The following is a 25,711-nucleotide window of genomic DNA, read 5'->3' as shown; positions in this document are numbered from 1 at the left end:
CTCTTCTTATGGCAACAGGCAGTTCCTTATATTCAAGAGAGCCCACTTCTGGGAGGTGCAGCAAGGGTAGGCATTACTGCCCTCGCCAACATTAACGGCTCCTTTCGGCCTACTCCCTTACACAATTCATTTCTCACTTTGGCGTTAGTGGGGGGCCTGATTGCCGTGCTTCTAATGAGTATTCTTCTGTTAGCGGTTGTAGCGGCCGCCATGAGGCCGACAAACCCCGCAGCGCTGGGCTATGTCCAGCAATGGCTGCCTGCCCTAGCGGCTGGGCTTGCTACCTTCGCAGTAAATCCAGTAATTGACAGTCTCGGCTCTTCTCTGTTCTTTTACACGGTGATTTGCCTAGGCTTGGCCAACACAACTCGAACTATGTCCGGTATCAGTAAGGATACGCTGGCTGCCCAAGTACCGAAGCAAGCAGGAACAATAGCTGGTACTCGGTTGGGTTACTCAAAGTCTCAATTTAGGCCACGTAAATAGTGAGGAAAAGCATTCTGTCGATATTGCACACTGCAGCAAGCCAGCTTTGCCAGTCCGGTACAAGCTTTCTTGTAACCTTAGGCTTTGCGCAACTGCTCTCACCTGCGGACTTTGGCCTACTTGCTGGGGTATGGCTGGGCTGGATGTTGATATTGTCTTTCAACCGTTCGGTGTTTGCCGAGCAACTGCTTTCTCAAGGCTTGAAGGATCATAGGTCCAAAGGATACGGTTCGTTTTTTCTCCTGTGGATCACAGGATTAACAGGCATTACTGTGGTTTTCTTGATTTGGGCACATTCGCCACAGCTGCTGCCAGGGGCCTTATATATCGCAGGTTTTGTAGGCTCAGATGCCGTAAGGTATTGGTTCTTTGCAGGGGATCAGACGGCTAAGGCAAATCGCTCCCTTGTCATCGGCGTCGAAGTGATTCGCTTTGTTCTTGCTTTGCTTTTCTTCGCATTGGCGATGACCGATTTTGATCATCCACTAACAATTTGGCTTAGTGTTGCTATAGGTTTGGTATGGCCCATTGCCGGATATTCGATTAGGCGAAAGGTGACGTTATCTGGGGCCGCGGGCTTTGTTCGCAGCAAGAGCAAGTTCGAATTCCTTCTCGCTTTACAGTACTTTTTAGCGACAGGTGTCTCTCAGTTGTTGCCGCTGATGGCATTACCGATGTACGGATCCTCGTCTTTTGGCGGTATGCGTCTGACGCAGAGCTCTCTTTCCCCACTTGCATTACTGGGTACAGCTTTCCAGCCAGGAATGATCAAGTTTTTTGCCGGCCGAAGGGACCGTGGAGCGGTAGTCAGGCATCTCTCCATAGGGGTTGCGCTATGTAGCGCCGTTGCTTGCGTTATGGGTGTGGCAGCGTTTTGGGCAGTGATGGTCACTGGGCAGTATTGGTTGCCGTCCGAGCAGCTTCCGGTAGTTCAAGACCTTTCGCTGCCAGTAATAGTGGCCTTGACATTCGTTCTCATAGGCCAGCCCGGGGGTGCGGTTATTCGTGTACTCCGGCTGGGCGGAATATCCTTCGCAGGTCAGGTAGTAGGAATCGTAGCGGCGGCTCTTGCTTTCTACCTGGTTGCCATAACGGAGGGGGGTCTTCAAGACTTTGTCTGGGCGGTGTCAGTTGGAACTATAGGGACTGTGCTAAGCACTTATGTTCTGCTGGCCGTTCACCTTAGTAGGTCTAGCTTTGGCAGGGACGCCGACAGCTAGTGCGCCTGGCTCTATGCTTTCTAACAACAATGCGTGCGCTCCGACTTGGGAACCGGCTCCAACTGATACAGGTCCAAGCACGCTCGCTCCCGTTCCAAGCGTAACGTTGTCTCCGATCGTGGGATACATTCCTTTGTCCTGTCCATGTTGAACATCCCTTCGTCCTAGTACAACACCGCTCATCAAAGTGACATTCGCTCCAATACGACAATCACCTCCGATTACCGTCCCGACGGGATGCGCAAAAAGAATGCCAGAACCAATGCTTGCTCGGTAATCGACGTCAACGCCGTGTAGTATCAAATTGGCCTTCGAGAGCAGCCGAGCGACTCCCGGCCGGGAGTCGCGTAGGGCCGAAGACAGGCGGAAAACCGCAGCGGCGGCAAATGAACTGTTAGTCACGAAAAGTTTTGCAAGGCTGGGGAGGGATGTGTTGCTGGCGTTGAGCCGACGCGCGTCAGCCCTAAGTGTTTCGATGAAGGCCATGGTTGCACTGTACCTGATGGTGCTCTTTTTTTTCACCCAGTACCTCCAACTTACCTTTAAGGAATCGGAAGCAATTGAAAATCTCTGTCCTCACTCCCTCCTACAACTATGCCAAGTACATAGACACAGCGATAAATTCTGTCATGGCTAACGGGCTTGCGATTGAACATGTGATTATGGATGGCAATTCTAGCGATGGTACGCAGGACATCCTGGCTGCTTATGGTGGCAGAGTAAATTGGCGAAGCGAGGATGACAAGGGCCAATCGGATGCCCTGAACAAGGCATTAGCGCTCGCTTCTGGTGACGTTGTCGGTTGGCTGAATGCCGACGACTTTTATTTGCCGGGCGCCCTCGACCGTGTTGCAGAAGAGTTTGAACGGGATTCATCTTTGGACGTTCTTTACGGCGATACGGTTTTGGTTGATGGGGACGGAAAGGTTACGCGCCTTTATAAGTGCTACCCCGTCCCGCACAGCGTGTTGAAGTGGCGCGGATGCACGTTGATGAGTACTTCCACTTTCTTCCGAAAGAGCGTCCTGGGGGCTGATCCCTTTGATACGCAGTTAAGGATGCGAATGGACTGGGACTTGTTTCTCCGGTTGCGCCAAGATCGTTCGGTTAAGTTCAAGTATGTATCGGAACCCTTTGCTGCGTTTCGCTTTCATGAAGAGCAGGTAACGCATAATCAAGTGGCCTATAACACGGCTGAACACCTGTTGATACGCGAACGATACAATATTCGGCAGTCCCTTGTTCCTGCCACCCGCATGCTCGGCATTTCAATGCACAGAACGCTCAAGGCCATCAATGGTTCGTGGACGTTGGAGAGGAAGTCTGCAAAGCTCGAAGGGTTGCCCCTCATAGGTGAAAATGGACTGGTTGATCGTGCTTCACTCGGTGAGTTGCGTCGCCTTTGTTATGAGCGGTAGCGTCATCCTTGGTTGGGAAGTTCTGCGCTTTTGCATGATGGGGACGCTCCTTCATTTCACCCAATAGTGGCGTTCCGTGTTACCTAAGGGAATGAGGCGACTTCTTCTCAATCTAGAAGTGCCTCCCTCTGACCCTCTAGACTTGTTGCATGAAAGTATTGGTTACCGGCGGTGCTGGATACATAGGTTCGCATACGACTCTGAGCCTTTTAGATGCGGGCTATGAAGTCGTCGTTTTGGACAGCTTGGCGAACTCGAACCCCGAATCGCTGGTGCGTGTAGGGCAGTTAACCGGAAAAGAAGTGGATCTCCGGGTTATCGATCTCATGGATGCGGCAGCAGTGGACCAGCTAATAGAAGCCGAAGCCTTCGATGCTGTGATGCATTTTGCCGGGCTCAAAGCCGTTGGTGAGTCAGTGCAGAGGCCCTTGACGTACTACAGCAATAACGTTGTTGGAACAATAAATTTGCTGCAGTCCATGGAAAAACACGAGGTTCGAAAGTTGGTATTCAGTTCCTCGGCGACCGTCTACGGAAACACTGATAATGTTCCCATCGCCGAAAAATCTGAGGTGAGCGCGTCTAATCCTTACGGTAGGACGAAGGAGCACATCGAAGACATCCTGACTGATGTGGGTAGCGCTGATAGTCGGTGGAGCATCGCGCTCTTACGCTATTTTAACCCTGCTGGTGCCCATGAGTCCGGCCTTATCGGTGAGGATCCTCTGGGCACGCCGAATAACTTGGTGCCCTTCATCGCTCAGGTGGCAGTCGGAAGGCACGAGGCTGTTAAGGTGTTCGGCGATGACTATCCCACGGCGGATGGTACGGGGGTTCGGGATTATATTCATGTTGTCGATCTCGCACTTGGCCACCTCGCGGCCCTCAGATACTTAGATGGGGTCAACGGCACGTTCACATGGAATCTCGGAACCGGTCGTGGCTCATCCGTGCTAGAAGTTATTGAAGCATTCAGTGCTGCAGCGGGTAAAAAGATTCCGTTTGAATTCGCCCCCCGTCGAGACGGCGACTGCGCAGTTAGCTATGCCGATCCATCGTTAGCAATGGCTGATTTGGGTTGGTCAGCGAGACGCTCCCTTGCTCAGATGTGCGAAGACCATTGGCGCTGGCAGGCCTCTAACCCTTCGGGTTTTCGTTCTGTGTTGCCTGCCCAGCAGGGTCGCAAATAGGTGTGAAAAACGCCTGAACGAGTGGGAACCACTGGTCAACACGATGACCACAGCCATGCGTTAGGCCCGACACTCCATCTGCGAACCCTGCTTACGGCAGCTGGGCCACCCCGTTCTTGCCTTACGGGGGTAGAGCGTAAAGTCCCGACTTAGATTGCTCTTGCTCGGAGCCGGTGGTTGCTGTGGAACATTTAGCTATGGCTAGACGGCATCGGTGGGGGACTGATGGATACGCCGACTGTTGGCGCTGGTAGCCGCCGAGCGGAGGGGCCAGGAGGTGATGCCCACACGTGGTGTTTTTCACGGTCCTGTAGCACCCGCAACATCCGTGCCTGGGATTGGTTGATGACCGCCTGCCCCGCTTTGTGGTGTAGCAGCTGCCTGCCCGGCGTCATAAAACTCATGACTTGATCAATCCTTGAGGCTGTGTTCATAGCATGTCGGGCATGGGCAGATATGGGAGCGCATACCACGCTCGATACTCACGCCGGGAGTTTCGGCGGCGGAATATAAGGCTACTTTCCTATGTCCTGCTGTCAGCGTTGTCCGTGACAACGGTCGCCGTGGTCCTGCTGGCTTTGCGCGCTTAACTTCTGTAGGTACAAGTCTGTTTTGACATGACTTGTCATTCGGTTTGTCGCGTGATTGGGTCATAGTTGATGGGGATCACTGTGACCGATGGAGGCTGTTGTGGCTATATCCGAGTTTGCCTTTGCGTTGTGCGCCCTATTAGGCACCCTGCTGGTTCCCTTCGTTGTTTTGTACCAAATGCTGCGGCTTAAGCGCCGCGCCGTTCGGATCACCGCTCTCGCCGTCACCAGGAGTGAGCGCCGCTAGTCATGCCTTACGTAGACATCAACCCCCATAAAGGCCGTCCCAAGTGGCAGGGCTATGCCCTCCTGGCCGTGCTCTTGGTCCTCACTGCAGCTGTAGTGTCGGCCGCCTTGACGCGCATCTGACTCAGGACGTTCGCCAACCCCCTAGACTTACTGGTTGAACGAGTGCAGCAGAACAATTTGCCGAAACGTCCTGGGGGACTTACATGCCCGATCCGGCGGATCAGAACGCACGCGCCCATGCAGAAGATGCAGGGCAGCCGCAGCCGCGCCGACGCCGTGACCTCCGTCGCGGTGCCGGTGAACTGTCGGATGCCCGGACAGGAACCATGCCAGCCGAAACACACAACTCTGCCAGTCAGTTTGACGGTGGCAGGCCGCTGACGCGCCGGACCTCTTGGGCGGAGGCAGCTGCCGCAGCCGACGAAGTAATGCCTCCTGCACACGTCCCGGCTCCCACCCGTGCCCCCGAGCCCGCGCCGGTCCAGTCTGTTGCGGCGGATCCCGTCGCTTCCGGTCCGGATGCCGCTATGCCGGAAGCCCCGAAGCCGCCTTCCCATGCTCCTTCTGAAGCTCCCGCATTCCGTAGGGCCAGGCCGACCGTAGCCGACACCATCGCCGAAAAGCCCATGCCGGACTTCATCAGTTCGCCAGGACTGTTTGTAAAGGAACAAAAACCGCGCCCCGTCGGTGGTCTGCGCGGCGCCATCTTTAAGATGACAGGCGGGGCCTGGAACATGGGCCCCGGCGCAAAGCAGCGTCAGGAAGAAGAACTGGGCCGCCGCATCTCGCGCCAGTTGCAGGGCAGTTACAACACTGCCGTGCTGAGCCTCAAGGGAGGAATCGGCAAAACCTCCACCACCGTGGGCGTCGGCTTGACCCTCGCGGAGTACCGCGGCGACGCGCCCTGCGCCATCGATGCCAACCCGGACTCGGGTGACCTCGTGGAGCGTGCTTTGGGGGAGGGCATCTATCAGCAGGCCAGCCCCCGCACTATCACTGACCTGCTCCGGAACATTGAGTCCATTGATTCGCTCACAGCTCTGGCGCGCTACATGCACCACGCAGGCAGACTGCATCTCATTGCGGGGGAACAGGACCCGGAGGTCTCGGACTCGCTGACTGCCGGAGAGTACCTGCGGATCCGGAAGCTTATTTCCGCCTATTATTCTGTGGCCCTGACTGACTGCGGCACCGGGGTGACGCACAACGCCATGAGCGGAATTCTGCAGTCCGCGGACAACCTCGTGATCGCCGCCGGTTACGCCGTCAGTGGCGCCAAGCGCGCCCGCAGCACTCTGCACTGGCTCGCGAGCCACGGCTACCAAGACCTGGCCCGGAACGCCATCGTGGTGATCACCGATAAGGACGAGGTGTCCTCCCGCGTGGATAAAGATGCCATCGAGGAGCACCTTTCCGGAATCTGCCGTGAACTCATCGCTGTCCCGCACGACCGGGGCGTGGCCGACGGAGACCTGGTCACTCTGGACGTGCTGAAGCCCGAAACCCGGCGAGCTTACAAGGAGATCGCCGCCGCAATTGTTGACGGGTACCGCTGAAACTTGTTAGGGCTTGCTCTCGTGTGTCGACCTGGTCGTCGTTCCTAGCCAGGGTAAGGCTGACCGAGCGCGTAACGGGTTGCACCAGGTCTTTGGACCGTACCCCATGCTTCCTGCCGTAGAGAGTAGGGCACATAACCGGTCTTACGTGATCCTTACACTTAGGACATGGGGAAACTCGGCCAGCACATTGCGCCACCACCTCCTGACCTCTGAGTTGACGGTTCGGACCAGCGGTGCCCGGAGTGTGGGCACGAGCGCTAGGTCCGCAAAGAAGCCTGGGTGGATCGTCTCGCTGCGAAGCTTGGCTTGGTCCCTGGCCCTGCGCGGTGCGAATGGGAGGCGAAGTGATGACCGACCCTTGCGAATGCGGCCATCACTGCCACGACGCCTAGATCCCGTGCCGCCTGTAGTTCTGTAGGTAGGCGGCCAGTTCGTAGCCGGCCCTGTGTACACCCTGCTTGATGAAATCTTGAGCTTGACTTGGTAAGGGTTTCGGGGCGGGCTACGATCGGCAGGTTTGATACTGAAAGGTAAGCCTGCTGTGGAATTTTCTCAATATCTTTTCGGCCTAGGAATAGGCCTACTCATGATGGCACTGCCACTGCTCAGCGCACACTTCCTCTACCGGCGATACAAGAGCCGTCGCGGCACAGGCCAACAGACGTCCGACGCTGGGACGTATGATGAACGCGCCTGCCCCCTTGCAGGGGCCGTAGAGTAGGGCTGGCCTTGTATCGCATATTGGGGGATTGAACTTTGTTGTCTGCTCTTACACCGACCCGTGGCATTCAGGGCCTCCAGTTCGTTCGCGCCAATGCGGTGCTTCTTGTGGTTATGACCCATGCGGCGGCCATTCTTGCATTCCCCGAGAACATGAACCGGCCCTTCCTGGACGGGATCTTCGCGAAGGGCGCCGTCGGAGTCGACATATTCTTCGTACTCAGCGGATTCATCATCATTCACATAGCCCTGCAGAGACGAACGCTTGAGGCCCGAACTGGACTCGCTGACTTCCTCATCAAAAGATTTATCCGGATCGTCCCGTTCCTCTGGGTAGCCGTTGCAGCATATGCAGCCATCCGGTTCGTCGGCACGCGGGAGTTCGAATGGGGACCCTATCTGAACTCTCTGTTGCTCTTCCCTGTGGGCGAGGTCCGTCCGAACGTGGTCTGGTCACTGCGCCATGAGGCGCTCTTCTACCTCATCTTTGCTGCCTCATTCCTCCTATGGAAGAAGGCGCCCTACGTTCTGTACGCCTGGTGCGCATCACCGCTGGCCCTTTGGCTGCTCCGCGACTTTGGAGGATTGCACTTTGAGGCTGGCGAACTCTTCGATTTCGTATTCAACCGGGCTAACGCAATGTTTGGTTGCGGCGTTCTGATTGGCTTGATCTGTCAAAAGTATGAGTTGCCGCGGCGACCGTTGAGTCAGAACCCGATCATGCCCTGGCTGTTGATTGTCGGAGCTTCCGTTCTAGCATTTGTCGTCCGAGACACCTTGAATTCCGCCGCAGTTGCCCTCGCAGCTTCCGTCACCGTGGTGGCCGGCCTACTGACGCCGAACTCGGAGACGCTGTTCGCCCGCATATGGCAGTTGCTAGGGGACGCATCCTATGCCATCTACCTGACGCACAACATTATTCTCTTGGTTGGCGCCACACTTTGGGTGAAAGCACTGGGGAGTGACAATTTCGCGGCAGCAATCCTGGCACTCAGTATTTTCGCCGTTGTCGGTGGCGTGTTTGTGCACATTCTTGTTGAGAAGCCTGTCATCGTGCTTTCCAAGAGAGTCTCCGACAAATTGCGGACCAGGCGGGTGCCCGGTAAGCGCGTTCGCTCCGAAGTGCCCTAGAATCTGGACATCACAACTTGCTCTTTGGGGGACCCTTGCGCTCTGCTCGTTTGCTAACCGCCGCCGTCGTGGCGGGCTCGCTTTCCTTCGCAACAGCCTGCGCTTCCCATGAGCCAGTGCCCGTCTCGGAGAAGGTACAGCAGTACTACGACGAGCAGGTAGTAAACCGCCCCGCATCTACGGCCTCTGCCGCGCCGGCATCGCTGACGGTGGTGACTTTGACGCTGTAGCAGCCAAGCTGCGCGCGGCGGCGGAACCGCTGAGCCTCACGGTCATTGGCGACTCGACCGGCTTCCCTGCTCAGGGCTGGGTTGAAACCTCGCTGCGGGACATTGCCGCAACCACGGGTCGCGGCATCACCGTCCACACATGGGACAACGCAAGCGACCAGTACAGCGCCCCTCGCAGTATCGGGGCAGGCGAACCCACACTGACCGTTTGGAACGGGTCAGCACCAGGTAAGGACGCTCAGTACTCTCTGAACAACCTGGACACTCTGATGCCCGAGACTCCGGGCCTACTGATCATCAACCACGGCCACAACGTAGGGTTATCGAGCTCGATTGAGGGGCTTCTGATTCAGGCGGCGAAGAAAGCCCCCGGTGCTGCCGTGGCCGTGATGAAGCAGAACAAGGAGACCGGCACGACCGCGCCCGCGCAGTCCCTCCGCATGGCTGAGCTTGAGAAGATCACCGGGAAATATCCCGGCGTTCGGAAGATCGACGCGTTTTCCCTGTTCCCTGACACTGGGGGCACCCTCATGATGGAAGACGGGGTGCACCCCAGCGCCGAAGGTTACCGGGCTTGGGCTGACACGTTCCTCAAGGCCCTCGGCTTCTAAGGCTTCAGCGTAGGTGTGCGCAGGATACCCGTTGTCGGCAGGTTACTGTCCAGCGGAAGAGCGTTGATGTCCGACCCGTTCAGATCCGTATCAATCACGGTGCCCCGGTTCGCGTACCCGTTGTTCGCGTCGAACGTTGCGAGCTGAACCCGGAACGCCGGCATCAACGTCGGACGTGGGCAGGATGTTCACGGCTGGCACGTCCGGGGCAAAGGCTTTGGCTAGTGCCTTACCCATCCGCATAGCCCCGCCTGTGGAAGCGTGCGTGCCGTCGCCTGTGTACGCGGTGGTCCCAGTGACGCGCCAGTTCCCGTCAGCGCCAGCAAGCACGGCAGTGTAGTCGGCGAGGACCGCGCCGGGCTGGGTCTGCGCTTGCTGGCCAATGAATTGTTGATGCGTTCAATGGTCACGAGTTGTGTGGTGGTCGCTCCGGAGGACGGGGCGATGGTGCCAAGGATTAGGCGGATATCGGCGTTCTGGATCGCGTCGTAGATCGCGGTCAGGTTCGCTTGGATACCCCGAATGCCACGGCGCCGAGTACGTCATTGGTGCCCGCGAGTGCGTGCGCCAGCCTGGGTCGAGGGCGATAACGTCCTGTTGGACGCGGGCGAGGATCTGTGCAGTGTTCTGCCCCGTAATGCCACCGTTTGCTGTGCCGGGCGCTGCCACGATTTGGAGCCGCTGCCCGAGGCGCTGCATTGCCCAGGTGAGGAACCCTCTGCTGGGCCTGTAGGTGTTGACCCCGGTGGTGTCCTCGGACATATCCGGTCTTATTGACCCCTTATGATTGGGGCAGTCTCGATTACTTCTTGGGGGAAAAATGCTGGTGGCTCAGACGCGCCGTGATCATCTACGCAGCCTGACGGGTCTGAGGTTTTACGCGGCAGCCCTCGTGGTGCTTTACCATTTCTCGCGGTACTTCGAACCTATGGAAGTTACGGCGCCAGTGGTGGGGTTTGGGTACACGGGTGTCAGCTTCTTCTTCGTCCTGTCAGGCTTTGTGCTGGCATGGTCAGCTAAGCCCGGAGACACCAATAAGCAGTTCTACTGGCGCCGGGTCGCCCGTGTGTGGCCACTGCACGCGCTGACCACGGGCCTTGCCGCAGTTGTCGCCGTGATCATCGGGTTGCCGATCGTCTGGTCAGCGTTGCCGTTCGTGGCGAGCCTCACCCAAGCGTGGCTGCCGCCCGGTGATTATCGGTATGCCTTCAATGGTGTTTCCTGGTCCCTTGCCTGCGAGGCCTTCTTCTACCTGCTGTTCCCGTTCCTCCTTCCTGTCGTCAGACGGTTCCAGCGCGTCCTGATGCTGGCTGGCCTAGTGTTCGCCGCGACAGCCGTCGTTGGAGCGGCAGGCATCGCCGTCGCCCCGGAACGGGCGCTCGGCTACCTGTTCTACACCATGCCTGCCTTCCGTCTGGGCGAATTCATCATCGGCATCTGCCTTGCCGTGGCACTTCAGCGCGGCTGGCGCCCCCGCTTTGACGTGCGGCACGCCCTGCTCATCACCGGCGGAATCTACGTGCTTCTCATGGTGGGAACGTTCCTTGCCCTGCACTCTGCGGAGGAACTCCCGTATGTAGTTGCCAACACGGTCATGCTGCCGGGGTTCGTGGCTGTCATTGCTGCGTCCGCTGTCTCGGACATCGACGGTCGGGGTGGGCACTTTGGAAGCGATCGCCTTGTGAGGCTGGGCAAGTGGTCCTTCGCGCTGTACCTCGTCCACGAAATGGTCATCAAACTAGCTGACCGATGGATTGACCCGCTGCCGTTTGAATGGGCGATGGTCGGATGCTTGGCAATCGGAGCGCTCTGCGTTGCGCTGTCCGGCATCCTTTACGAGCGGTTCGAGCGGCCTGCGGAGGCGTACCTGCGCTCCCGGGCGGAGGCTCCTAAAGAGTCCAGCCAGGAGCGCAGGTAGTAGTCACAGGGTCCAGAGTTGCGAGGCGGGGACCACATCGACGTTGGACGCGGCCAGGTGGGTTACCACCTCATCGAAGGCCGCGATGGTGATGTCTTCCGTCGCAACTGCAGTCGGCAGGATCTGATGCAGACTCAGGACCATTGACTGCCCGGTAGCAGCTACGTTGTCAATCTTGGCCTTGATGGTCGCGGCGGTCTTGTTCTTCGTCCAGTAGTACAGCGGGCGGGTCAACCGGCGAGTACACGTGTGGCGCTCCCGTTTCCGTGAAGGACTGCACCCGGCGCATAGGTGGACCAGTACTCTGCTGCTACGGCCTCAGTAGCAGCGTTGCGCAAACCTCCGGGCCACACCCAAATTCGGTCACCATTGGTGAGTCCGTGAGCCAATTTGAACGCCTTCGCATCCTGATATACGGCGCGCTGCTGGGCGGCGGTGAGTGTAGTCATGTCCGTCCTGTGGTGGTCGTACATGTCCCATCCTGCGTCATGCATTTCCTTGAGCTGAGCCGCCGTGCGGTAGCCAAGGTTGCCGATGTTTGTGTGCTCCACGGCGATGCCGGCAGGGAACCCGTGTGCGGCCAGCTTGGGGAACATGGTGGTGTAAGTGTCCGCCGTGCCGTCGTCGGAGATAAGCGCAATCTTCCCGCGTGACTTCCCCTGATGGAGACGGATGTCCGCGATTGAGACGCTACCCGGCCCGGCGGCGCTGGAAGTGACCATGATGGTGAGCTGGCGCAGATCAAGCTTGGCCGTGTTGATCGGCGTGCCAGAGTAGCCCTGCTCGATGGTGCTGAGAACCACGCGGTACCACTCTCCAACTGTGAGTGTGGTTAGGGTTTTGTTCCAGCGCGTAGCAGTCCCGACACCGGAAGCGCCGAGGGAGCCCCAGAGGTCAAAGACCGTCGCTTCGGCGTTATCACGTCGGATGAGGAATGATACGAACTTGCCCGCTCCCAGTTTTTGGTTGAAGGCGCGCCCGATGCGGTAGGCACCTGACGCTGCTGAGGCAGCGATGGTCACATACTCGCCCACGTCGCGGGGGGCGCCCCGTGGTGACCGTCCCAGTCCCTGCGTTCGGGTCCAGTGTCCAGTCCGCCGGCACGCCAACCGACAGGGGAACGCCATTGCGAACTGCTTCTGCGTGACCGTAGTCGATGGCTGGCTGGACGACGGTAGAATAGTCCAGTTTGTTCGCTGTCTGGGTCAGGATCGTGGCAGTTTGTTCCCTTTACCGATTGAACACGATGCGTCAGTTCTAGGAGCTAGCTCACAAGGTTGAAGCTGAGCGGCCTGACACTTTTTCATTTATGGAGACCCGAAATCCGCACCGCAGCCACTAGCTCGGCGAGTTCAGCAGACCCAACTACCGCGTATCCAGATCCTCGAACACCAGGAACGTCTGCGTATCAAGTACTCCAGGCATGGACTGCAGCTGGTCGAAGATCACCCGCCGCAGGTCGATGTTGTCCACGGCGCGGACCAGCAGGATCACGTCGAAGTCCCCGCCCACCAGGGCCACGTGGTGCACCTCGGGGATGGCGCCCAGCTGGTCTCGCAGTTCGCGCCAGGCATCCTGCTTGAGCTTTAGCGTCACGTAGGCGGAGGACCGGAGCCCTGCCTTGATCGGGTCCACCAGCGCCGTGAACCTGGACAGCACGCCTTCGCTGGTGAGCCGGCCGATGCGCGTGTACGCGTGCGCCCGTGAGATGTGGACGTTCTCTGCCACCTGTGTGACGGACATCCGGCCGTCCCGCGTCAGCTCCGAGATGATCCTGCGGTCGATGTCGTCCAACGGGACGGGTTCCGTCCCGGCGTCCCTGGTTGCCACGCTGTCCACGGCCTATCAGTAATCCGGCTCACACTTACAATTCGTCTCCCAGTGTAAGGCGAATTGCGCAAGCTTTTGCGATTACCGAACAAGCTGAATACGAACGGGTGTCAGGAACGCGGGGACGAGGCCTCGCTGCGCCGGGCATCGTCCAGGTTCGCGGCGGTACGGATGAAGTCGCAGTCGGCAGGGGAGAGGAGAGTCTCACCGTGCCGGTCCTGATCGAACTCTACTCCGGTGGCCTTTGTAATCGCCGCCACCACGGACCGGGGAAGGATTTTGCACCCGGGATTGTCGATCAGCCACTGCCGTGTTTCTGGCTCGAGCTGGTCCCACACCTTGTCAATGCCCATTACGGATACCCACCCTTAGTCATTTCCCTGTGTTTGAAATGCCGCCCCGCGTCGGCGGGACGGATGGCGCTTGGTTGTCCCGGTCCCCGCCAGCCGCAGGAAAGGCTGATCGGGAAAGTGATTCAGAGGCGGAGGGGACCACGCTGTCCCCTCCGCGTCCATCGCCACACCAGGAGCCCCCATAGAGGATATCCCTGCCACCTGGTGCGGAGCCTGCTGCCTACAAAAACATAAAATGAACTCCGAACTTGACCGATAGACGTTTTCGTCAATCGACCAAATAGAGTGTGGTCCCATGCCTGGAGAAGGTCAAGGAGTTTTTCTAAACAGAAGAAGCATTACGGGCGCGCAGCCGGTCGCTATGGGCTCCTTCTGCCAACCGGCAAACTCGGCCCCTCAAAAGTCAGGGGCGGTTTGGTTGCTGCCCGTTGCTTAGTTCGTCCCGTGCGGCTTCCAGAAGAGTGCAACTGCGGTTGCAGGCCGTCATGATGAGCCGTCCGGCCGCTTCCTCCGGTGTGCAGCCGATTCGCGCGGCTATCGCCCCGCAGGCCTTGGCGATCACTGACCGCGATACAAGTGATTCCTCCAGAGCCAGGAACTGATCGTCCCAGAGGGCCGTGGATGGCAGTTCCTCCGGCAGGGGGCGCAAGGAGGAGAGGGCGGACGCCGTCCGGGCTTGGAGTACGGACCGGGCGGCGGCGAGCAGTTCGCCAGCTTCCGGGTACGCCAGCCGGTAGATCAGGTGGCCGTCGGACCGCAGGCACTGAATCAGGTGCTGCCCGCGCATCTGGCCCAGGTGCCGGGACAGGTGCGTCGCCTTCACTCCCGTGCCTTCGCATAATTCCGGAATGGTGGACTCGCCGTGGGAGAGCAACTCCAGGATGTGCGCCCGGACCGGATGGGCCACGGCCTTGAACAACTCCGCTGCAGCAGACATCGGCGGGCCGGCGCCTCCGCCAATAACCCCGTCCGGCATAGCCTGGTGGCTCTCCACGCCAATGTCATACCTGCTCATGCGCTTTGCTCCCTATAGGGCCTGCACGCCATTATCCTCCGTTGTCCGGCTCCCGGCCCCGGAAACTGTCCAAATAAACGGGTGGTTTCACTCCGAAAAACTGTCTCCCGCATCTGTGCCAGCCGTGGGGCCGCCGCCGTAATTTCCCTGGTCAGGACCGGGAGCCCGGCGTTACGCTTGGTCCCCTGGACCGAGGAGGCGATGATGCTCGACGAGGCGGACCTGATGCACGCCCTGAGGCGTCACTGGGAGTACTCAGGCAAGGACGAGGACATCGCCCACGAGATATACCACGACGACGCCGTGCTTGAATTCCCCCAGTCCGGCGAACGCTTCGAAGGCGTGAAGAACTTCCGCGAATGGCGGCGACGGTACCCGGCCAAGCTCAAGTTCCACACCCGGCGCATCACCCACCGGGCTGACCTGGTGGTTGTGGAGAACCTGATCAGCTACGACGGCGCCCCATGGATGTTCACTGTCAGCCTGCTGGAATTCAGGGGCGAGCACGTTGCGCACGAGCGGATCTACATCATGGACGGCTGGGACGCTGCCGAGTGGCGCGCTCCGTGGCGGTCCGAGGTGCCTGCAGACCCGCCGCCGCCGTCTCCCTAGCAACCCCCGGCGCCTCTCGCCGCCACCGAAAACCCGCCACCGTCCTGGCCGACCTGTAACTCAAACGCTCTATCAGCAGATGTCGGTTTGACTCCAACCCTCTCGCAGTTGATGTGGGTTCAACTCAAACCCTCTCTCGCCAATGCCGTGACTCCCTCGGGACGGTGAGCCGCACGGCGGTCGCGTGCCGCCGTCGTGCTCTACTTACTTGGTGAGGTGGGACTGGTCAATGTCCGAGAGGGCCGAGCACGCGGATTGAAGCATTGTCGCCCCCCCATTCTTCGCCGAGCCTTTTCTATCCCAGTGGTGAGTGCCTGATGCGTGACGATGTCACGGGCGGTCGTACCGCTGAAACGAATCTTCTTCACGTTTGGCCGAGATGCTTGTCCTGGTTGGACCGGAAATAATCCTACTGGGGGGTGTTGGGCTCCTCGCGATGTTTCCGTCCCACCTCGAGTAGATTGATGTCCACCCCGCCTGCAGTGCCGGGCTTCGGCGAGCCCCGCAGCTTGCGGAGCTGGGTGGCCCGGTATTCGTCCCGGGCCAGCGTGAATGTGTAGAAGGCGGCGCCTCCAGCCAGGGCAGTCAGGAACAGCCCGCCCCAGAAGGGCCCTTCTCCCTGTCCCAGCGGGGCCATCAATATCAGCACCGAAAGGACAGCCAGTAGTGCGGAAACAACCGCGAGAATTCCCATGCCCCACCAGGTGCTGACCTGGGCCTGCCCGCGGCCGGGGGTAAAGCCAATCTCGTCACCAGGGTAGCTGTGCAGCTCGCCAGTGCTGGTCCTGCGGAGTACCCGCTTTTCACCGGCTGCAACAGCTTTCTTATGTTCGGCGTAGACGGCGTCGTTGCGCCGCTCACGCTCACGGTCGTAAATCAAAGTCAGTCCTTTCACTTAGCGGGTGGGGCAAGCTGCCGCTACGTTGCTGTGTTGAGCCTTCGTGCTTTCACAACGCGCTGGGGTCGGCTGCGATCAGCCCGATGAGGGCCAAGACAGGTAGCGCAACCATGACGGGCCCGGCAACCAGCGCCCAGGAAGTGCCCGGGTACCCGCGGTAACCCCTGCCGCGCAGCTTAGCCGCCCAGAGGGCGGCGTAGAGGATGCTGGCGATGAGGTACGGGATCGTCATCACGACAGTACCCAAGCCGAGCCAGATGATCGCCTGGAGAATGTCTCTCCCGCCTTGGGTGTACATATCGGCCGATGCGGACGTGCCCGCAACAAAAAGAAGCAGCAGCATGACCACCATGAGGCCGGCGAGGGCCAGCAGAATGGTCCTGAATACCCTGGCCCAAGCAGGCAACGGCGGTGCTTGGGCCTGAGTTGCCGGTTGATGGGCATGATTATTGGGGTACTGGTGATGGGGTTCCACGGTGCTCTCTTCCTGGGCGTGGCCGGCCGCGTCTTGCGGGCGGGATCAGACGGGGTGGACGTGCACAATGATGACCTGGACGTCCTTCAAACCGTCGTAGCGGAGGTCGTACTGGACCTGGAGGCCTGTTGAAGTGCCCGGCGCCAGGGCAAAGTCGCTCTTGTCCTCCGGTTGGCTGGACTTGGATTCGATCCAGTCCTCTGCCGATTCACTGGGAATGCCGTAGCGGTCCACGCCGTCGCGAATCAGGGCTGTAAAGTCCTCCAATGATTCGGCTGTGAGGAAGAACGTGATCTCACGGAAGTCGGGCCCCTTGTTCATGCCGTTGAGCCGGAGCCGGTTTGTCTTGGCGCGGATCAGACCCGTTGGCGCTTCGATAGTCAGTTCCATCACACCATCGGGAATCAGGACATCCGGCGCCTGGCTGGTGCCGTCCTCCAGGCCAACGTCCTTTTTGGTAAGTCTCCCTGAGGTCATGTCGAACCGTGCCATCTTCGAGGTCTTGATGTGTTCTATTCCCGCCGGATCCAGGCTTGAGTAGGTCTTTGCACCGGATGGTGGTGGGGGCTCTGTTGACGCCGCCGGACCACTGCCAGGACCAGCCACGGCGCAGCCTGTAAGCACCAGCGATGCGAGCAAAAACGTGGCAGCTAAGGCCTTCATACTTATCCCCCAGGAGTACGTGACGGTCAGGGTCAGTAAATCACTGGGGCCGGATAATCAGGGAATTCGAAGCTGGGTAGTTGTCCCCATCGCCGCAAGCTCTTCAAGCCCTGAAATTGACACTTACGGAGGTTTACCATTTCGTCCACACTCCTGTCCGTAATCTGGCTCACACATACAATTCGTCTACCGGAAGGGCCGGAATCGGGCAGCTTCTCCACGATTCATCTAGGTGGTGGATACGAAACCTTCGGTGGGCGGATACTGGGGAGTAATAGTGGCAACAGAAGGACGGAACGATGACGATCTCCGCGAACCACACCGCACCGGACCAAACCAGCAAGGCGCCCGCCGAGGACGCTCTCACCGAAGCTGCCAATAAGTTCGGCATCACAGCCGAGGACTACATGCTTCCAGCCCGGCACCAGATCGAGATGGTGGACCCGGAAGGCCGGCTCAAGCCCGAAGGTGAGCAGGGCACCGAACCCGGCCACGAGTACCCTTTGCCCGGCGATGAGGAGCTGCTGGCAGCGTACGAGCAGCTCGTCGTCGGACGCCGCGTCAACGACCAAAACTCTGCACTCGTCCGGCAGGGCCGCATGGCCGTGTACCCGTCCAGCCACGGCCAGGAAGCCTGCCAGGTGGCGGCCGCGCTGTGCCTGTCCGACGGTGACTGGATGTTCCCCACCTACCGCGACGCCGTGGCCGTGATGACCCGCGGCGTGGATCCCGTGCAGGTGATGACCATTTTCCGCGGTGACTGGCACGGCGGGTTCGATCCCATCAAGCACAAAGTGGGCATCCAGTGCACCCCGCTGACCACGCAGCTGCTGCACGCGGTCGGTGTGGCCCACGCGGCCAAGCTCCGCGGCGAGGACACCGTGGTGCTGGCCATGTGCGGAGACGGCGCCACCAGCGAAGGCGACTTCCACGAGGCCCTGAACTTCGCCGCCGTCTTCCACCTGCCCGTCATCTTCTTCGTCCAGAACAACAAGTACGCCATCTCGGTGCCGCTGGCACACCAGTCCGTGGCGCCGTCGCTCGCGCACAAGGCAGTGGGCTACGGCATGGCCGGCGAACGCGTGGACGGCAACGACGTGGTGGCGCTCCTCGCCGTCCTGGACCGGGCCGTGAAACTGGCCAGGGAAGGCGCCGGCCCCCTGCTGGTGGAGGCCAACACCTACCGCATGCAGGCCCACACCAACGCCGACGACGACACCCGCTACCGCGAAAACAGCGAAGTTGCCGAGTGGCGCGCCAAGGACCCGGTGAACCGGATGCGGACCTACCTCACGGACCGCGGGCTCTTGGACGACGACGGCGAGGCGCGGATCCGCGAGAAGGCGGAGGCGGTTGCCACGCAGCTGCGTGACGGCCTCAGCGAAGACGTTCCCGTGGACCCGCAGGAGCTCTTCCGCCACGTCTTTGCCAAGACCACGCCCCAGCTGATGGAACAGTCCGCCCTGCTCGCCGACGAACTCGCCCGCGACGCAGCATCATTTACCGAGGAGGCCGGCAAGTGAGCCCCACCATCACCACATCGTCCGAGGCCAACGGCAACGTCAGTGCCGCCACCGCCCGGGCGGCCGCCTCGGCCGCTGCCTCCGCCGAAGCCGCCGGCCCCCAGCCGGTCACTCTTGCCAAGGCGCTGAATACGGCACTGGCTGACGCCATGCACGCCGATTCCTCCGTCCTGGTGTTCGGCGAGGATGTGGGAACGCTGGGCGGGGTGTTCCGCATTACCGACGGGCTCACCAAAACGTTCGGGGAGCAGCGCTGCTTCGACACGCCCTTGGCCGAGTCCGGGATCGTGGGCATGGCCGTGGGCATGGCCATCAACGGGATGCGCCCGGTGATCGAAATGCAGTTCGACGCGTTCGCCTACCCGGCGTTCGAGCAGATCATCAGCCACGTGGCCAAGATGCACAACCGCACCAAGGGCGCCGTGAAACTGCCCCTGGTGATCCGGGTTCCCTACGGCGGCGGCATCGGGGGAGTGGAGCACCACTGCGACTCCTCCGAGTCCTACTACGCCCACACCGCCGGCCTGAAGGTCTTCACCCCCGCCACGGTGGCGGACGGGTACAGGATGCTCCGCGAAGCCATCGACTCGGACGATCCCGTGGTGTTTATGGAGCCGAAGAAGCTCTACTGGTCCAAGGACCTGGTGGACTTGAGCGAGCTCCGTTCTGCCCACTCTGCTGCTGCTTCTGCCGGCCAGTCCTCCGAAGGCCGCGCCGCCGTCGCCCGTCCCGGAACCGACGCCACGCTGATCGCCTACGGCCCGTCCGTCCCCACCGCCCTTGCCGCGGCCGAGGCCGCAGCGCTGGAAGGGCGCTCGCTGGAAGTCATCGACGTGCGCACCATCGTGCCCTTTGACGACGAGACCGTCTGCGAGTCGGTGCGGAAGACCGGCCGGGCCGTGGTGATCGCCGAAGCCCACGGCTTCGCGTCCGTGTCCTCCGAGATCGTGGCCCGCGTGCAGGAGCGCTGCTTCCACTACTTGGCCGCGCCCATCCGCCGCGTTACCGGGTTCGACATCCCCTATCCGGCGCCGAAGCTTGAGAAGTACTACCTGCCCGGCGTGGACCGCATCCTCGACGCCGTTGACGACCTTCAGTGGGAGAACTGACCATGAGTGAAACACGTGTGTTTTTGTTGCCGGACCTGGGCGAAGGCCTCACCGAAGCGGAGCTGGTTTCCTGGCATGTTTCCGTGGGGGACACGATTACCGTTGATCAGCCCATCGCCGAGGTGGAGACGGCCAAGTCCACGGTTGAGGTGCCTTCCCCTTATGCGGGGATTGTGGCTGAGCTGCACGGGCAGCCGGGCGAGACGTTGGATGTGGGGAAGCCGCTGATCTCGGTTACGCCTGTTTCTGTGGGTGGGCCCGCTCCGGTGGATGTGCCTGCCGCCGAGCCTGCCGAGCCGGAGACCCAGCCGACCGAAACCGAACTGGGGGAGTCTGCAGTTGAAGCTGAGGAAACCCACCCCGAGGCCGAGGCCTACCGCGAAGAGGAAAAGGCGGGATCCGGCAACGTGCTCATTGGGTACGGCACCCCGGGCGGCCACGGCGTTGCCCGCCGGACCCGGGCGCGGAAGGGTACCGCGGCCGGCTCTGTTGGCACGCTTCCCCTGGAGGATGGGGCGGCCGACGGCGGTCCGGCGGCGGGTGCCGACGTGGACCTCTCCCTCCTGCGCACCCGCGTCCCCGGCAAGCTCGGTGCCGTGATCTCTCCGCTGGTCCGGCGCATGGCCCGGGAGCACGGCGTGGACCTTGGCGAGCTCCCCGGTTCCGGCGAGGGCGGGCTGATCATGCGCCGTGACGTGGAGAAGGCAATCAGCACTCCGGTGGTCGAGCCCGCTCCGGTGGCCGAGCCGAAGCCCGTGGTGGAGCCTCTCGAAACCACCCCCGGAAAAGCTGCGACAACGGACGCCCGCACCGGCCTGGCCGTCTCTTCGCGGACTCCTGTTCGGGGAGTGCGCAAAGTCGTGGCCGCAAATATGGCGCGCAGCCGTTCGGAAATCCCGGAGGCGACCGTCTGGGTGGACGTCGACGCCACCGCGCTGGTGGAGCTCCGCCAGGAACTCAAAGCCGGCGGCTCTGAGGTGCCCGGCCTGCTCGCGTTCATTGCCCGTTTTGTCACAGCTGGGCTAAAAAAGTACCCGGAGCTGAACACCCGTATCGAGACCGGGTCCGACGGGTCCCAGGAAATCGTCTCGTTCGACGGGATCAACCTCGGCATCGCCGCTCAGACCGACCGCGGCCTTGTGGTGCCTTCGGTCCGTTCCGCCGAAAAGCTGAGTGCCCGGGAGCTGGACGCGGAGATCCGGCGGCTGACCGACGTCGCGCGCCAGGGCAAGGCAACCCCCACTGAACTGGGCAGTGGCACCTTCACACTCAATAACTACGGAGTGTTCGGCGTGGACGGGTCCGCGGCGATCATCAACCACCCTGAGGTGGCCATCCTCGGCGTGGGCCGGATCATCGACAAGCCGTGGGTTTTGAACGGCGAGCTGGCCGTTCGGAAAGTCACCGAGCTGACGCTGACCTTCGACCACCGCGTCTGCGACGGCGGCACCGCGGCAGGCTTCCTCCGCTTCGTGGCCGACGCAATAGAAAACCCAACCACCCTCCTAGCCGACCTCTGAACCCACCCCCACCCCACCCCTAACACCCCCACCCCCGGACGCTCTCTCACTTAACGTCGCCTTTTCCCAAACCCTCCATCACTCGACGTCGCCTTTTCCCGAACGCTCCATCACTCGATGTCGGGTTTTCCCAAACCCTTCATCACTTGACGTTGGTTCAACCCAAACCCTCCATCAGTCGGGTGGGAACTACCACTCGGAGGCGAGGCCTAGGGCGGCGGCGCGTGCCGCCGTCTTAGACGTGAATTTGCTGTTACGGGCCACTCCCGGCCGGTCAGGACCGTCGACGCGTGGCCGGGACTACCCGGCCACGTCGTCCGCGAACTCCAAGCAGAGCCAGTCAGCCAATTCCGACTTCTCCACATGGTTGACCTCAAGTCCTGCAATTTCAGCCCTCCGCAAGACGCTTACAAACATGGCGTAGGCAATCCTTTCGGCGGACGGTGATGGCTCCTCGTTCAGGTTTGCGCCACCGTCCTGACAGGCACGAGCAACAAAGGAAAAGGCCCTTCGAGGTATCTCGAAGCCTTGCTCGGCGGTGTGATCGCGTGACCACTTCGAGGACTCCGTGAAGTTGAATTGATATAACGCGGCGTAGGCTTCAAGCGTTTGATAGACCACCGGCCAGTAGGTCGAAGGGATCCTCGGGAGCCCCGTAACTGCGGCCACCTGGGCAACCAAAGAAGGCAAGTCGGACTGGATGGTCACAGCTGGTTCTTGGTGGCGGGTTTGATCCCACAAGTAATGATGAGAAAACGCTGCGTTCGGAAGGGCCAATCCCTGCACTGCCCGAACGAACGTACCCGCGCCAAACCAAGCGCTTGCTCCTGCCGCCGGGCCTATGTGCTTCCTTAGATCGGTAGACAAGCGAGCCAAATTGATGGGTGTCTGCGATTGCGAGTAGGTGTCAATCACAACCTTCGAAAAATTCTCGTAAGCAATGCTGACATCAGGATCGTTGGGCCCCTGCGGGAAAGATGAGGACTGGTCAGCTGGAGAATCAAACGGTAGTTCTGTCTCGATGCCGGTTTCTTTTGGTTCGTCCGGCGTTATCAGATCGAAAACGTCCTGTTCGTCCTGGAATCGATCGGCGAGCGATTCGTAGGCAATAGCAGTCGACGATGTTGCAATGACCGTGATTTGACGATCATCTGCCCGGAGAACTTGCAACAATGGAGTGAAGTCCGAGTCCGCCGAAGCGATTACGAACTCGTCGTATCGGGTATTTGCCTGCAGTGCGGCCATAACATCGATGGCAATTCGGATATCGGCGCCATTCTTCGATCCTTTACTCAGCGGCGGGCAGTCTACGACTTCTACACCCGCCTGAGTAAAAAAGGGGCGGAACTTGGAGAAGTACAAGCGTTCGCTGGGGTTCCTCGGATCCGTAATTGAACCTGCCGGGTTCATGTAGCACCGCAGCACTAGCCATCGGCGATCAGCACCGTCCGAATAGCTGCTTTTTAGCCTCTGCAGCCAGCGCGATGGGCCCGACACCAGTTCTAGCGCCGAAGCAGGGTCGGTTGACATTAGACCGCTGAAAAAGTTGTCAAAATCGAGGAATAGCGCTGTTCGCATCATGATCACCATCGACCTTCGTAAATTGGGTCTACGAAGCGTACTGTTAATTGTTTTCCGGCGGCTCTCGATTTCTCCGTGTCCATACGTCTTCTGCGCGAATGCAACGTCCATAGCGCCAGCCCACATCGCTGCACTCTACGGCAGCCTAGATCGGTCAGTCACATCGTCGGCTAGGATCCTACGATCAGTCAGCATCGGGATAGGAGATGTCTGGCAGTAAAGGCTAGAACGGGGAGCGGCGGCCCAAAAGCATCGTGATCTGCCACGCGCTGACCGGATCATCGTGTCACTCGGTCACTTGACGACGCAATGCCTCATATAGGCTTGAAAGGCGCCTTCGTTCTGCCAAGAAGCGGCGCTCACAGTCTGTTCGAGTCGCTTGATGTAGGTATTCGCGGTTGTGAGGATTGCCTTCGAAAGTCTGAACGCATCTAAAACTTGGTCAGCTTCTTGGGCGAGGGTCTGGACCTGAGCAATGTAAGTCCTCAAGGCCTCAAAAACTCCCTTCTCACTGGCGGAAACCTGGGAGTAGCCCTTTCTTTGGAGCTGTGCTTCCGATTCCTTCTCTGCTGACATGAAAGAGGAAAACTGGGAACACATGGTGTCTCTCAGGAGGGATTCCGCTGTCTTTTGTAAATGTGCGTTAAGGGCTGCCGAGGGTTGCCTCCGCTGAAGAATTGATGCTGCCACAAGCTCAGCTGCGTCATCGCTAATTAGTGCAGCGATCTTTTCCGACACTCCCACCATCTCCGCCATGTCTTTTAGATGCGCGGCAAGCTGAACTGCTTGGTCTAAGTTCGCCTTTTCGCTTGTCGTTAGTTCGGCATCCTTTGGAACTTGAGACGCCGCAGATTCAAGCTTCTGGGCCTGTAACCGCAGGCTAGAAGCTGTCTCTTGATGAACAATGACTTGCCTAGCTTCTTCTTTGGTCTGACTTACGGCGTTGAGCGCGTTTTTGATTGCTGCACTGCACTGTGACGATGCACCCAGCAGGACGAATGCCACAAGGGACGCAGAAAACAGGCGAAGAATCCTGATGCGCCTGTGCTTCATGCTGTCTCCCGAAGAGAATTCCACAAGAGAATGTGCCTACGCAGCTTGGACAATGACCCGGTGCACGGAACAGGCCTTGATAGGAGGGGAGTCGTGGTTCCGTCCAGCCGAATGGCGAATAGGCCAGTCACGGGGTGGCCCCCTAACTCTCGTCATGCGAGACCAGAACCTCTCCCCGGGAGCATCGTACCCCTAGCCCACTAGCCAGACAACGGCAAGCCATCAAGCTGGCGTTACCCTTCTCCACCAGGTCTGCCTCCGCTTCGTGGCTCCTGAGTTAAGGCGTACGACGGCGGCGCGTGCCGCCGGCGTACGCCTACAGCTGTTTCAGGAAGTCTTCATGTCTGGTTTGCCGGGCTGAGGCCGTCGGCAGCCAGCAAGGCATCCAGCTGGGCGGCCTGGTGTGCTTGAAAGGCCTTGTCCGCGTTGGCTTTTGTGCTGGCGAGTAGAGGTATGTCGAGGCTGGCGTTGCATCCCCGGCAGCGGATCTCGTCCGTCCACGCCCAGCTGTATGCTGCGTGGGCTTCCCTTACCCGTTGCATCGCTGTGGTGATGCCTTCCGTCTTGGCCGCAAAGTGCGCCGCGTCCTCGTTGCTGAGGCTGCTACCAATTTCGATGTCGATGCTCATCGTCGCCTCTTTTCCGTTCTTCCGGATGGTGGAATCGACAGTAATGGCTGTTGTCCGGCGAAGGAACGACCGGAAGGTCACGGTTGGTTAACCCTTTTAGCAGCTGCCCGGGTCCTAGGCAGGAGAAGAGCACCGCTTCGGGTCTCTGTCCTCAGGGCTCTTCGCTCGCCTGCTTACCCTGGGGTCGAGCCCCAAACGGGCGGCTCCCCAGAGGGCTCACTTTCGCCGGTACGATGTGCCGGTGAGGGGAAACGGCGGGCGCCTGCAGGAGTGGACCAAGTACGCCGCACTTTTCGTGCTGGCCGTGGCCGCATTTGGGGTGGCAGCCATCGCCCTGATGGGTCCACAGGGCGGAGGCGAGGCCGTCCCCGTGACGGCAAGCGCTTCGGTGGCAGCTCCTACGGCTCCTGTGTCTGTGGCTCCCACCTCTACGGCTCCTGCACCCACAGCTACTGCAACCGCGCCGCAACCGGGGATTGAGTTGCCAGCTGAGCCCGTCCTCCTGATCATGGGCGACTCGTACACTGCCGGTGTTGGTGCCGACCAGCCGGACCAGGGGTGGGCGTACCTGGTTGCCCGGCAGCTCGGATATCCGACCAATATTGATGGCGTATCCGGCACTGGGTTCGCCTGGGGCGGCGGTGGGCAGGACGAGCTTGCGGGTGAGTACGAAATTCGGTTGCGGGAAATTGCCGCCAACCCCGCGTTCGTGCCCAACGTCCTCGTTCTGCAGGGCGGACAGAACGATATCCAGGTCCCCAATGCTGAAGAAGTCACTGCGGCCACGGCGCAGACCATCGAGGCCGCCCGCAGGTTCTGGCCGGGCGTCCAGGTGGTAGTGCTCGGACCGTCGGCGCCCCAGCCTCTCGCCGAGGAACTCCGCGGCGTGAACAGCGCCGTCCGCTCCGGCGCCGCTGCTGCCGGCGCTCCCTTCATTGACGCCATCGAGGCCGGCTGGTTCACAACTGCCAACAGCCCGGGCTTGGACGCTGACGGCGCCCACCCAAACTCAGCCGGCCATGCGTACATGGCTGAGAAGTTCCTGGAGTCCTGGGCCAGTTTGGTCCGATAGCCGGATGCCCGCGCGGGAACCAGTTGCCGGCGACACCTGGCGAAGGTCCGCACTCC

Annotated in this window: 27 protein-coding genes; 14 read left to right on the top strand and 13 right to left on the bottom strand. The window is 60.2% G+C overall.

The features are described from left to right. Both AC5RV1_RS09770 and AC5RV1_RS09765 read left to right on the top strand, forming a co-directional pair. The coding region (locus AC5RV1_RS09770; protein WP_493994388.1) for a hypothetical protein at positions 1 to 486 on the top strand (486 nt) is incomplete at its 5' end. Beyond that, complete coding sequence (locus AC5RV1_RS09765; protein ID WP_493994387.1) at positions 486 to 1,706, top strand: MATE family efflux transporter; 1,221 nt, start codon at positions 486 to 488, stop codon at positions 1,704 to 1,706. The genes AC5RV1_RS09770 and AC5RV1_RS09765, both read left to right, overlap by 1 nt. Here the strand turns inward: AC5RV1_RS09765 and AC5RV1_RS09760 are convergent. Then, positions 1,638 to 2,192: a serine O-acetyltransferase gene (locus AC5RV1_RS09760; RefSeq protein ID WP_493994386.1), complete on the bottom strand. Its 555-nt coding sequence runs from the start codon at positions 2,190 to 2,192 to the stop codon at positions 1,638 to 1,640. The two genes, AC5RV1_RS09765 and AC5RV1_RS09760, sit on opposite strands and share 69 nt — an antisense overlap. 74 nt (positions 2,193 to 2,266) lie before the next feature. Between AC5RV1_RS09760 and AC5RV1_RS09755 the strand changes: the two genes are divergently transcribed. From AC5RV1_RS09755 to AC5RV1_RS09730, 6 genes are all read left to right on the top strand, one after another. Continuing rightward, on the top strand, positions 2,267 to 3,124 hold the full coding sequence (locus AC5RV1_RS09755; protein WP_493994385.1) for a glycosyltransferase family 2 protein: 858 nt from the start codon (positions 2,267 to 2,269) through the stop codon (positions 3,122 to 3,124). 149 nt (positions 3,125 to 3,273) lie between these two features. After that, a complete protein-coding gene (gene galE / locus AC5RV1_RS09750) occupies positions 3,274 to 4,314 on the top strand; it encodes a UDP-glucose 4-epimerase GalE (RefSeq protein WP_493994384.1) in 1,041 nt (346 codons plus the stop codon). Positions 4,315 to 5,004: 690 nt separating this feature from the next. After that, on the top strand, positions 5,005 to 5,151 hold the full coding sequence (locus AC5RV1_RS09745; RefSeq protein ID WP_493994383.1) for a hypothetical protein: 147 nt from the start codon (positions 5,005 to 5,007) through the stop codon (positions 5,149 to 5,151). A 328-nt stretch (positions 5,152 to 5,479) separates the two neighbouring features. Continuing rightward, positions 5,480 to 6,709 (top strand): MinD/ParA family ATP-binding protein, encoded by a 1,230-nt coding sequence (locus AC5RV1_RS09740; RefSeq protein WP_493994382.1) that lies wholly within the window; start codon positions 5,480 to 5,482, stop codon positions 6,707 to 6,709. Positions 6,710 to 7,471: 762 nt separating this feature from the next. After that, positions 7,472 to 8,563, top strand: coding sequence for an acyltransferase family protein (locus tag AC5RV1_RS09735; protein ID WP_493994381.1), 1,092 nt, complete (start codon positions 7,472 to 7,474; stop codon positions 8,561 to 8,563). A gap of 499 nt (positions 8,564 to 9,062) precedes the next feature. Further along, positions 9,063 to 9,404, top strand: coding sequence for an SGNH/GDSL hydrolase family protein (locus AC5RV1_RS09730; protein ID WP_493994380.1), 342 nt, complete (start codon positions 9,063 to 9,065; stop codon positions 9,402 to 9,404). Positions 9,405 to 9,494: 90 nt separating this feature from the next. Here AC5RV1_RS09730 and AC5RV1_RS09725 read toward each other — a convergent pair whose 3' ends face one another. Further along, positions 9,495 to 9,641 (bottom strand): hypothetical protein, encoded by a 147-nt coding sequence (locus AC5RV1_RS09725; protein WP_493994379.1) that lies wholly within the window; start codon positions 9,639 to 9,641, stop codon positions 9,495 to 9,497. 589 nt (positions 9,642 to 10,230) lie between these two features. Here AC5RV1_RS09725 and AC5RV1_RS09720 point away from each other — a divergent pair. Continuing rightward, complete coding sequence (locus tag AC5RV1_RS09720) at positions 10,231 to 11,322, top strand: acyltransferase family protein (protein WP_493994378.1); 1,092 nt, start codon at positions 10,231 to 10,233, stop codon at positions 11,320 to 11,322. Positions 11,323 to 11,325: 3 nt separating this feature from the next. Here AC5RV1_RS09720 and AC5RV1_RS09715 read toward each other — a convergent pair whose 3' ends face one another. The 5 genes from AC5RV1_RS09715 to AC5RV1_RS09695 all read right to left on the bottom strand — a co-directional run bounded on the left by AC5RV1_RS09715 (position 11,326) and on the right by AC5RV1_RS09695 (position 14,520). Beyond that, positions 11,326 to 11,556, bottom strand: a complete 231-nt coding sequence (locus AC5RV1_RS09715; protein ID WP_493994377.1) for a hypothetical protein — start codon at positions 11,554 to 11,556, stop codon at positions 11,326 to 11,328. After that, on the bottom strand, positions 11,553 to 12,344 hold the full coding sequence (locus AC5RV1_RS09710; RefSeq protein WP_493994376.1) for a polysaccharide deacetylase family protein: 792 nt from the start codon (positions 12,342 to 12,344) through the stop codon (positions 11,553 to 11,555). The genes AC5RV1_RS09715 and AC5RV1_RS09710 overlap by 4 nt, the downstream gene beginning before the upstream one ends. A 343-nt stretch (positions 12,345 to 12,687) precedes the next feature. Beyond that, positions 12,688 to 13,152, bottom strand: coding sequence for an Lrp/AsnC family transcriptional regulator (locus tag AC5RV1_RS09705; RefSeq protein ID WP_256248981.1), 465 nt, complete (start codon positions 13,150 to 13,152; stop codon positions 12,688 to 12,690). Positions 13,153 to 13,262: 110 nt separating this feature from the next. Next, positions 13,263 to 13,505 carry a hypothetical protein gene (locus AC5RV1_RS09700; protein WP_430227060.1) on the bottom strand — a complete coding sequence of 81 codons (243 nt, stop codon included), beginning with the start codon at positions 13,503 to 13,505 and terminating at the stop codon, positions 13,263 to 13,265. A gap of 403 nt (positions 13,506 to 13,908) precedes the next feature. Beyond that, the gene (locus AC5RV1_RS09695) at positions 13,909 to 14,520 is read right to left on the bottom strand and encodes an ANTAR domain-containing protein (RefSeq protein WP_493994375.1); all 612 of its coding nucleotides are present in this window, start codon (positions 14,518 to 14,520) and stop codon (positions 13,909 to 13,911) included. Positions 14,521 to 14,721: 201 nt separating this feature from the next. Here AC5RV1_RS09695 and AC5RV1_RS09690 point away from each other — a divergent pair, with 201 nt between their 5' ends. Then, positions 14,722 to 15,132 (top strand): nuclear transport factor 2 family protein, encoded by a 411-nt coding sequence (locus tag AC5RV1_RS09690; protein ID WP_493994374.1) that lies wholly within the window; start codon positions 14,722 to 14,724, stop codon positions 15,130 to 15,132. 409 nt (positions 15,133 to 15,541) lie between these two features. On the opposite strand, the gene AC5RV1_RS09685 is transcribed toward AC5RV1_RS09690, so the two are convergent. The 3 genes from AC5RV1_RS09685 to AC5RV1_RS09675 form a co-directional block, all read right to left on the bottom strand. Then, entirely contained in the window at positions 15,542 to 16,012 is a 471-nt protein-coding gene (locus AC5RV1_RS09685) for a hypothetical protein (protein WP_493994373.1), read from the bottom strand. Positions 16,013 to 16,079: 67 nt separating this feature from the next. After that, positions 16,080 to 16,436 (bottom strand): hypothetical protein, encoded by a 357-nt coding sequence (locus AC5RV1_RS09680; RefSeq protein WP_493994372.1) that lies wholly within the window; start codon positions 16,434 to 16,436, stop codon positions 16,080 to 16,082. Positions 16,437 to 16,550: 114 nt separating this feature from the next. Continuing rightward, the gene (locus AC5RV1_RS09675) at positions 16,551 to 16,997 is read right to left on the bottom strand and encodes a hypothetical protein (protein ID WP_493994371.1); all 447 of its coding nucleotides are present in this window, start codon (positions 16,995 to 16,997) and stop codon (positions 16,551 to 16,553) included. A gap of 470 nt (positions 16,998 to 17,467) precedes the next feature. On the opposite strand from AC5RV1_RS09675, the gene pdhA reads away from it, so the two are divergent. Genes pdhA through AC5RV1_RS09660 form a run of 3 tightly spaced genes read left to right on the top strand, consistent with a single transcriptional unit; the run spans position 17,468 to position 21,320 of the window. Continuing rightward, positions 17,468 to 18,691, top strand: a complete 1,224-nt coding sequence (pdhA, locus tag AC5RV1_RS09670; RefSeq protein ID WP_493994370.1) for a pyruvate dehydrogenase (acetyl-transferring) E1 component subunit alpha — start codon at positions 17,468 to 17,470, stop codon at positions 18,689 to 18,691. Continuing rightward, positions 18,688 to 19,800 (top strand): alpha-ketoacid dehydrogenase subunit beta, encoded by a 1,113-nt coding sequence (locus AC5RV1_RS09665; RefSeq protein ID WP_493994369.1) that lies wholly within the window; start codon positions 18,688 to 18,690, stop codon positions 19,798 to 19,800. Before pdhA ends, AC5RV1_RS09665 begins: the two co-directional genes overlap by 4 nt. 2 nt (positions 19,801 to 19,802) lie before the next feature. Then, entirely contained in the window at positions 19,803 to 21,320 is a 1,518-nt protein-coding gene (locus tag AC5RV1_RS09660; protein ID WP_493994368.1) for a dihydrolipoamide acetyltransferase family protein, read from the top strand. A 300-nt stretch (positions 21,321 to 21,620) separates the two neighbouring features. Here the strand turns inward: AC5RV1_RS09660 and AC5RV1_RS09655 are convergent, their stop codons facing one another. The 3 genes from AC5RV1_RS09655 to AC5RV1_RS09645 all read right to left on the bottom strand — a co-directional run bounded on the left by AC5RV1_RS09655 (position 21,621) and on the right by AC5RV1_RS09645 (position 24,664). Continuing rightward, entirely contained in the window at positions 21,621 to 23,012 is a 1,392-nt protein-coding gene (locus tag AC5RV1_RS09655; protein ID WP_493994367.1) for an NYN domain-containing protein, read from the bottom strand. 183 nt (positions 23,013 to 23,195) lie between these two features. Beyond that, the gene (locus AC5RV1_RS09650; RefSeq protein WP_493994366.1) at positions 23,196 to 23,954 is read right to left on the bottom strand and encodes a hypothetical protein; all 759 of its coding nucleotides are present in this window, start codon (positions 23,952 to 23,954) and stop codon (positions 23,196 to 23,198) included. Positions 23,955 to 24,292: 338 nt separating this feature from the next. Continuing rightward, positions 24,293 to 24,664, bottom strand: coding sequence for a hypothetical protein (locus AC5RV1_RS09645; protein ID WP_493994365.1), 372 nt, complete (start codon positions 24,662 to 24,664; stop codon positions 24,293 to 24,295). Positions 24,665 to 24,824: 160 nt separating this feature from the next. Between AC5RV1_RS09645 and AC5RV1_RS09640 the strand changes: the two genes are divergently transcribed. After that, the gene (locus AC5RV1_RS09640; RefSeq protein ID WP_493994364.1) at positions 24,825 to 25,655 is read left to right on the top strand and encodes an SGNH/GDSL hydrolase family protein; all 831 of its coding nucleotides are present in this window, start codon (positions 24,825 to 24,827) and stop codon (positions 25,653 to 25,655) included. Positions 25,656 to 25,711 lie beyond the last annotated feature (56 nt).

The organism is Arthrobacter sp. Hb9-2, from assembly GCF_059091165.1.
Note: the sequence above shows the minus strand (reverse complement) of the source record. Positions and strands in the feature narration are given on the sequence as shown.